This is a genomic window from Microcoleus sp. B4-C1, assembly GCF_036705285.1.
Lineage (GTDB): Bacteria > Cyanobacteriota > Cyanobacteriia > Cyanobacteriales > Microcoleaceae > Microcoleus.
Genome location: NZ_JAUBUC010000048.1, coordinates 48,025 through 54,024 on the forward strand (window position 1 = coordinate 48,025; position 6,000 = coordinate 54,024).

Sequence of the window (6,000 nt, forward strand, 5' to 3'; positions counted from 1 at the left end):
ATTAGAGGAGTTGTTATGCGACGATTATTTTCAGCACTAGCGGTTACAGGTTGCTTGGTGGCTGGATTACCCGCCATCAGTTTAGCCCAGTCCATGCCAGGATTCACGATTTTCGGCGGCCCCGAACGCGCCAACCAATTAAACTATCGCTTGGATTACGGTACAGCCGGGATGAGTGGCGATAGATATCGGCTGCGAATTCCTTCCAACAAAGTAAGTTTGGCGATCGCCCAACTCAACATATCCTATCCAGACTACTACAAAGGCGAATTTGACCAAAAAGACATTAAAGTGCGCGTCAAAAACAAAACAATAGAATTGCAAGAAGTAATCTGGGACAAAGAAAATCGATTCATAGAAATTTATCCCACAGAACCAATTGCCGCCGGCAACAATGTTGAGGTTGTACTCTCCAACGTCAGAAACCCATCCCCTGGCGGAATGTACCATTTCAACGTCCGCATCCGCACCCCTGGGGATGTTCCCTTGCTGCGTTACCTCGGTACTTGGCTGTTGAGCATTAATTGAGGGAAGAGTTCGGGGAAGGAATTTCTCGTTATTCAAGCGATCGCGACAGAAAAATTTAAATGTGGCGATAGTTTTCCTGAGAGCAAAAATTTAACAATCCTCAAATCTTGGTTTTCCTCACCTCTTGCACCATTCTCAAGAACAGGCTTTCCGGCCTGTTCCACAAAGAGTGAATTTTCTTGTGGAACAGGCCGGAAAGCCTGTTCATAAAAAGCTTATTGAGAATGGTCAACATCTCAGTTTTCGGGAGTTGTGAAAATAGAACCTTCGGCTCATATCGCAATTCTCAATGATTGGTAATAATGAGTCTAGGGGCAGTCCCCCGATAGTTGCCCTTCGCTAATTAGGGGTAGGCTTAGGGGCGCTACCCCTAAAAAATGTTTACCAATCAAATAGGATTGCTCTAGCCGTACTTGCAGCATGAATCTACTAGCAAAAATCAAAACAATAAAACTTCCTCCAGCGCTGAGATCGAGAAATTATCGCCTGTTTTTTGCAGGACAAGGCCTCTCACTGATTGGCAGTTGGATGACGCAAGTCGCTACTATTTGGCTTGTCTACAATTTGAGCGATTCACCTTGGATGCTCGGCGTGGTCGGATTTACAAGTCAAATCCCCACATTAATTTTACTGCCTTTTGCAGGAGTTTTAATCGATCGCTGGAACCGCCACCGAGTCCTAATTGCCACTCAAATATTAGCAATGGTTCAATCCTTAGCGCTAGCATTTTTAGCCCTAACAGGAGTCGTTAACATTTGGCAGATCCTGGTACTGAGTTTCTTTCAAGGCGCAATTAACGCCTTTGACGCGCCGGCACGGCAAGCTTTTGTACCGGAACTTGTAGAAAAGAAAGAAGATTTAGCAAATGCGATCGCGCTCAACGCTTCCATGTTCAACGGCGCCAGATTAATCGGCCCAGCAATTGCAGGTTTGCTAATAGCTACAGTCGGGCCAAGTTATTGCTTTCTCATTGACGGGCTCAGCTACATCGCTGTAATTGCAGGCTTATTAGCGATGCAAATCAAGCCCCGAAAAATTGCAGCAACTAATACCAAACCCTTACAAAGATTAAAAGAAGGATTCGTTTATGCCTTCGGGTTTCCCCCGATTAGAGCAATTTTACTGCTATTAGCATTAGTCAGTTTTGCCGGAATGTCCCACACAGTTTTAGTCCCAATTTTTGCCACCAAAATTCTGCAAGGCGACGCAGAAACCCTCGGTTTTTTGATGGCATCTTCGGGAGTTGGCGCCTTCGCGGGCGCGATTTATTTGATTTCCCGCAAAAGTATAGTTGGCCTCGGCAAATTGATTGCGATTTCACCGGCAATTATGGGATTTGGGCTGATAGGTTTTGGCTTGTCCCACGTCTTGTGGCTCTCATTAATCATGATGTTGTTTGTGGGGTTTGGTTTCATTATCCAATTTGCCGGAGGAAACACATTTTTGCAAACAATTGTAGAAGACGACAAACGCGGAAGAGTGATGAGCATATACACGATGGCATTTTTTGGAGTGACACCCTTTGGGAATTTAGTTGCCGGCGGATTGGCCAATTATATCGGCGCTCCCAATACAGTCATCATTGGAGGAATAATTTGTGTTGTAGGCTCCATAATTTTTACCAAACAGTTGCCAGCTTTAAAAAACTTAGTTCGGCCAATTTATCAAAAAATGGGTTTAATTTCCCAGTAACAATTTACCGTCAAATCACAAAGGCCAACCTTAAACAAAATTCCCAAAGCTAATATCTGACTGTCTCTCTAGCAACCCTCAACAATTTGTAAACTTCTCTCTTCTCTTTCTCTGCGCCCTCTGCGCCCTCTGCGGTTAAAACATCCAAATTAATTACGCAACCAGAGTTCACCATTCTTGTTGGGCTTCAGCTTCAGCTTGAATTAAATTTTGCCGCAGTTGCACCCAATTAATTTGATGAGAGGGCAAATCTTCGATGAGCTTTCCGCGCTGTAAATGCAGAATTCGCGTGCTAAATTCCTCAGCTAATTCTAATTGATGGTTTACCATGACAATTGTGGTTTGGCCGTTTGTTAGCTGTGTCAATACTTGCAAAAGGTGGGCGGCTTTTCCGGCGTCTAGGGCGGATGTTGGCTCATCTAAAAGCAAGACTTTTGGTTGTAGGATGATGCCGCGGGCGATCGCCACGAGCTGTTTTTGGCCTGTAGAAAGCTGCAATTCGCTGCGATCTAGCCATTCTTGGGGTATGTGCAGTTGTTCGATCGCCCCGCTAATTCTCTCAGCAATGTTTGATGCAGCCACGCCCCGCAGCTTCAAAGGATAAGCCAATGCTTCTCGCACCGACATTCCCAAAAGCTTGGATTCTTGCAGGATGAGGGTGATTTGTTTGCGGAGTTCGATCGCAGGTATTTGGCGATATTCTGTATTTTCCAGATAAATCGAGCCACTGGTGGGAGTGCTGAGTCGATTTAGCAGCCGCAACAGCGTTGTTTTCCCCGCACCTGAAGGGCCAACAATTGCCACACGATCGCCCTTGTGTACCTGAAACGATATATTTTCCAACAAATAACTTGAGGCGATCGGTGTTTTCAAGCTTACCCCGTCAATTCGCAGTTGAGGATTGGTTTCTGTATTATTTTCAGAATAATTAGGCATTGAATTCATAAAAAATCCCAAAAAGTTGCACATATTTCGATCCCCCTCGCATCCCCCTTAAGAAGGGGGACGAAAGATCGGAATCTTGTCCCCCCCTTATTAAGGGGGGTTAGGGGGGATCGGAATTCTATGCAACCACCTATAAAATTGGTATGAGTCGAGGACGATCGCAACTAAATTCATCCGTGTATCCGTGTCGTTATCCTTTTCCTTCTCAAACTTTTACAGCTTTTTCTAAAGGAAAACCCAGCTTTTCGCGCTGTTCCAAATAAAGCTGAGCAACTCGCCGCGCCAAGTTACGAATTTTGGTGATATACCGAGTTCTTTCCGTTACAGAAATCACACCTCTAGCGTCGAGCAAATTGAAAGTGTGAGAACATTTTAGCACATAATCAAGACTAGGCAAAACCAATCCTTTTTTTGTCAATTGTTCGGCTTCTTGCTCGTACAATCCAAATAGCGTAAACAGCAATTCTGGATTGGAAGCTTCAAAGTTATAAGTACACTGTTCAATTTCTCCTTGCAGGTGAACGTCGCCGTAAGTGATGCCATCTTTCCACTGAATTTTCGTCATCGCATCGACTTCTTGGAGATACATTGCGAGGCGTTCTAATCCGTAGGTAATTTCAATGGAGACGGGGCGACAGTCAATGCTACCGCACTGTTGAAAGTAGGTAAATTGGGTGATTTCCATGCCGTCGAGCCAGACTTCCCAGCCGACGCCCCAAGCTCCGAGGGTGGGCGATTCCCAGTTGTCTTCTACGAAACGAATGTCGTGGTCTTCTGGGCTAATTCCTAATGCTCTGAGGGAGTCTAAATAGATGTCTTGGATATTGGGAGGAGAGGGTTTAATTAAAACTTGATATTGATAGTAATGTTGGAAGCGGTTGGGATTTTCGCCGTAGCGTCCGTCGGTGGGGCGGCGACAGGGTTCGATGTAGGCGACTGACCAAGGTTCGGGGCCGATTGCTCTGAGAAAGGTGTGGGGATTCATGGTTCCTGCACCTTTTTCTGTGTCGTAGGATTGGGCGATCAGGCAGCCTCGATCGCTCCAGAATTTGTTTAAGGTGGCAATGACTGATTGAAAGTTCACTGGTTTAAATATGGTTAGTATGTGTCTAAACTTATTTAAGCATATAAAAGGCAGGGTTTATTTGCATAAACCCTGCCGAAATCATATCTGGGTGTGAAAAATTAGGCAGTTTGGATCGAGTTCTAGTTTAGTTTGCAGGAGCGAGGGAAACTAACAGAGTGATGTTGTCAACGCCGATGACAAAAACCGTGTCTCCAGGTGTGAGGGTGATTTGGTGATCGCACCGTGCGGGCCACCAGCTACCTTGGAAGCGGACGCGACCTGTTTGATTCGGGTAAATGGATTCATCGACGACAGCTTCTTCGTTGAAATAGTTAAAATTGGTGTTGATGTAGTTATCCATTAAGAGATTGTTTTCTGTGCTGTAGGTGTGAAGAGAAAAAATAGAACCGAAAGCTTTTACTACGTTAAACATTTTGTTGACTCCTTTTGTGTTAAAATATATCGAAGTTTAATCGCCGATTTTGTGTTCTTTGAAAACTAGCATTTCCTGGTTAAAATTGATTGCCAGGTTGTTCATGCTCTGATTTAGTCTGCAGGAGCGAGGGAAACTAACAGAGTGATGTTGTCAACGCCGATGACATAAACGGTGTCTCCCGGTGTGAGGGTAATTTGGCGATCGCACCGTGCGGGCCACCAGCTACCTTGAAAGCGGACGCGACCTGTGTGATTCGGGTAAATCGATTCATCAACGACTGCTTCTTCGTTGAAGTAGTTAAAATTGGTGTTGATGTAATTTTTGATTAGCATATTGTTAGCTGTGCTGTATCCTTGGGTAGAGAAAATCGAGCCGAAAGCTTTTACTACGTTGAACATGATATTTACTCCTGTGGTGTTAAAATATATGGGGATGTGTAATTGTCTATTTATGCTATTTGAGAGGCTGCATTTCCTCGGTTGAGATTGATTGATTGCCTTGATATTTCATTGTTCTTGCCTTCCGTGGTTTTATCAGGATAAAAGACAAAGAATTTTTGAAATGTTGAGGGGGTTGGCGAAGCGGTTGCGGGGAGTCTAAATCCAGTAATTCCGAGGTATTGAATTAAGGATTTAGTGTTGAGCAGTTGGTGGGATTTACCTTAAGGGTAGATGTGGTTAGCTACATTAGAGATTGGCTGATTCCGCATTACTACTGCTGTGAAAATGTTTTATTTTTGGCTTGAATTTTGGGGTTGAGTTTTTTGATTGGGTTGTGACTCACTTGCTTTACACTTACTAATTTGCCAGGAGTCCAATATCTTTGGGGCGATCGCCAGTCCACTTTCCGAGTCTGGTACTGGCACAGGACACTTACAAACCTGCAAACAACGATTTTGCAAGGGTTTATGCCTACCTATCAGGCTGGTAGCTGTGCCAATTTAGGCAAGTGGACTACCGCAAACAGTGAATTATGAACTTACGCATTCTCGATCGCCCAATCCGGAATATCCATAAATATCTAGTCCGTAACTGACGCACCAAACCCCTAAAAACCCGGTTTCTGACACCCTGTGCGCCATTAGGGGCCCGTAAGCGGATCTATGATATAAGCAAGTAAACTTGGCAACTCACCCACCCTCCCCATGCGATATTGAGGTGTACCTACCTATTTAGGCATAGACAATAGGCGATCGACGCTGACGCAGATATCAGGAGGCGGTAGGAGTTTTTGATCGATGCAGGTCGATCGCACCCCATTGGTCACAAGTTAAGCCTGTATGCCAGTTGTCAAGGGGATTTGAGAAGATGTGTCAAAGAAAAATTGGTTTTTG

6 protein-coding genes are annotated in these 6,000 nt (G+C 44.6%); 2 read left to right on the plus strand and 4 right to left on the minus strand.

From position 1 onward, the window contains the following. The first annotated feature begins 15 nt into the window (after nucleotides 1-15). Both QUB26_RS19240 and QUB26_RS19245 read left to right on the plus strand, forming a co-directional pair. Complete coding sequence (locus QUB26_RS19240; protein WP_333238472.1) at nucleotides 16-528, plus strand: DUF2808 domain-containing protein; 513 nt, start codon at nucleotides 16-18, stop codon at nucleotides 526-528. 420 nt (nucleotides 529-948) lie between these two features. After that, nucleotides 949-2,220: an MFS transporter gene (locus QUB26_RS19245; protein ID WP_333238470.1), complete on the plus strand. Its 1,272-nt coding sequence runs from the start codon at nucleotides 949-951 to the stop codon at nucleotides 2,218-2,220. A gap of 168 nt (nucleotides 2,221-2,388) precedes the next feature. Here QUB26_RS19245 and QUB26_RS19250 read toward each other — a convergent pair whose 3' ends face one another. The 4 genes from QUB26_RS19250 to QUB26_RS19265 form a co-directional block, all read right to left on the minus strand. Further along, nucleotides 2,389-3,156, minus strand: coding sequence for an ATP-binding cassette domain-containing protein (locus tag QUB26_RS19250; protein WP_333319255.1), 768 nt, complete (start codon nucleotides 3,154-3,156; stop codon nucleotides 2,389-2,391). A 214-nt stretch (nucleotides 3,157-3,370) separates the two neighbouring features. Next, on the minus strand, nucleotides 3,371-4,249 hold the full coding sequence (gene glyQ, locus QUB26_RS19255; protein ID WP_190660228.1) for a glycine--tRNA ligase subunit alpha: 879 nt from the start codon (nucleotides 4,247-4,249) through the stop codon (nucleotides 3,371-3,373). Nucleotides 4,250-4,376: 127 nt separating this feature from the next. After that, a complete protein-coding gene (locus QUB26_RS19260) occupies nucleotides 4,377-4,664 on the minus strand; it encodes an NfeD family protein (protein WP_333319257.1) in 288 nt (95 codons plus the stop codon). Nucleotides 4,665-4,777: 113 nt separating this feature from the next. Then, nucleotides 4,778-5,065 carry an NfeD family protein gene (locus tag QUB26_RS19265; protein WP_333319259.1) on the minus strand — a complete coding sequence of 96 codons (288 nt, stop codon included), beginning with the start codon at nucleotides 5,063-5,065 and terminating at the stop codon, nucleotides 4,778-4,780. Nucleotides 5,066-6,000 lie beyond the last annotated feature (935 nt).

What these genes read in the sequence shown, in the direction of transcription:
- QUB26_RS19240 (WP_333238472.1), top strand. Translation starts at nt 16, where the DNA reads ATGCGACGATTATTTTCAGCACTAGCGGTTACAGGTTGCTTGGTGGCT.
- QUB26_RS19265 (WP_333319259.1), bottom strand. Translation starts at nt 5,065, where the DNA reads ATGTTCAACGTAGTAAAAGCTTTCGGCTCGATTTTCTCTACCCAAGGA.
- QUB26_RS19245 (WP_333238470.1), top strand. Translation starts at nt 949, where the DNA reads ATGAATCTACTAGCAAAAATCAAAACAATAAAACTTCCTCCAGCGCTG.
- QUB26_RS19250 (WP_333319255.1), bottom strand. Translation starts at nt 3,156, where the DNA reads ATGCCTAATTATTCTGAAAATAATACAGAAACCAATCCTCAACTGCGA.
- QUB26_RS19260 (WP_333319257.1), bottom strand. Translation starts at nt 4,664, where the DNA reads ATGTTTAACGTAGTAAAAGCTTTCGGTTCTATTTTTTCTCTTCACACC.